Source organism: Lentilactobacillus parafarraginis DSM 18390 = JCM 14109, from assembly GCF_001435895.1.
Taxonomy (GTDB): Bacteria; Bacillota; Bacilli; order Lactobacillales; family Lactobacillaceae; genus Lentilactobacillus; species Lentilactobacillus parafarraginis.
The window spans coordinates 1-1630 of the sequence record NZ_AZFZ01000159.1; the positions used below are offsets into that span (position 1 = coordinate 1).

Genomic DNA, 1630 nt, shown 5'->3' on the forward strand with positions numbered 1-1630 from the left:
GCTTTTCTTTGCATGCGCAAAAGTGTCTTGGCCTAGTGAGTCCGTCAACTCCTTAAAGCCTCCAAGAGGGGCTAATATCGCCTATAAGGCTCTCTAAGCCCCTCTAAGTCGATTTACCGTTGACAGACAGTAAATTATACGGGTAATAGCTAAAATGGCTTAGAGAGCAAATTAGAGGCATTTAAAAGCAATCTTCAAAGTTAATAAAGTCTGAAGGAGTTGGCGACTGGACTTTATTGGCTTTGAAGATTCCAACTGACGCAAGTCAGTTTTGTTTGAGCAAAGCGAAATCTGATACAGGTTTAAGTGTTTTATCACAACTCCAATTTATTTGAAGTGTAAGTGCACCTTTGACATTTTCTTCGGATTTTTTCATTGCTATTTTTAAAGCAATGCGCACTTACACACCATAATTAAAATTGCTGGTGTTTGTGCTAAATTTCCCGTGTCAGAAGTCGGCTAGCCGACAACAAAAAAGGTGCTCAAATTGAGCACCTACTTTCCATTCGCTAATTAATCTTGTATCTCGCCAGTCTCTTTGTTTATATCGCCTCTGCCATACTTGCGCTCCTGATAAACGGCATCGAAATAAAGCCTTATCAGTCCAGTGTGGGCTTGCAAGACTGAATTAATCACCTTCATGCTGGGCATGCCATATTCTGAACCATGAGCTTTTAAAAAGCGTCTCAGTTCACGCATATTCGCCAAATTATGGTCATCAATCAAATCGCAAACATCATTCAGCATGTCGTCTTTATCTTCAACGTCAAGCGTAATATAGCGATCAATGTCAAAATTGTTCAGTAAAGCAATGTCATGCTTACTGTACTTGTGCTTATTTTTAGCAATAGCGTCTTTAGATTCATGCGTCAGATACAAATACATATTTTCCATGCTCTGGACAACAATTTGTACTTTAGCAACACTCTTATCGCCTAAAGCACGCTTGATTTTCAAGCGAACGCTTTCTGCTGTGACAGGATTTTTAGAGATATAAATAACATGATAATGGGCTTTTTTATACTTTTGCCCCTCAACACTGCTCAAATCTTTATCATGAAGCGGGCTAATTGCAATTGGAACGCCTAAAGTTTCAAGTTTTGTTTGCCAATCTTGTGGTATCGATTCTGGATAAAGTAAAAAAGTGAAGTATCTCGCCTTTTCTTTTGCCATTTGTTATAATCACCTTGACAGAACAAGCATTAGTGAGAACTCGTATTTCTTGAAGGGAATGAGTTCTCACTTATTTTTTTGCTCTGATTCCTTTCTTGCGTATTCTTCTAACGCTAATACAAAAATTGCAGATTTAGAAAAACCTTTTTCTTTAGCAAATTTTTGAACTAGAGCATATTGAGCGTCAGTTAAACCAATCGAAACTCTTTTTTTATTTTCAGCCATAATATCCTCCTCTTAAATATTGTAAACAAATTTTACCTTTATTCGCTTTTTTTGTCAATCCATTTTACGTCTACACGTTTTTTTGCCGATTTTGTTGGCGTTTTGTTGATTTTTTTTTAATCGCTGTAACCCTTGGGAGAGTAAGGGTTATCACACCTAAAATTCAGTTTTGGCACTCGGCACTCAAAGGGGGGGTCGTAGTACGGTCGCAAAATTCGCTCCCTTCCCCCCC

Annotated in this window: 2 protein-coding genes; both read right to left on the minus strand. The window is 38.1% G+C overall.

Annotated elements, in window-relative coordinates; translation table 11 throughout:
• Nucleotides 1–513: 513 nt before the first annotated feature.
• Complete coding sequence (locus FD47_RS14440) at nt 514–1173, minus strand: replication protein (RefSeq protein WP_035181512.1); 660 nt, start codon at nt 1171–1173, stop codon at nt 514–516.
• 66 nt (nt 1174–1239) lie between these two features.
• Complete coding sequence (locus FD47_RS14445; RefSeq protein ID WP_054736732.1) at nt 1240–1398, minus strand: CopG family transcriptional regulator; 159 nt, start codon at nt 1396–1398, stop codon at nt 1240–1242.
• Nucleotides 1399–1630: the final 232 nt, after the last annotated feature.

Bases quoted from the DNA above. Each gene is read 5' to 3' on its own strand.
- FD47_RS14440 (WP_035181512.1), bottom strand. From the start codon at position 1,173: ATGGCAAAAGAAAAGGCGAGATACTTCACTTTTTTACTTTATCCAGAA.
- FD47_RS14445 (WP_054736732.1), bottom strand. From the start codon at position 1,398: ATGGCTGAAAATAAAAAAAGAGTTTCGATTGGTTTAACTGACGCTCAA.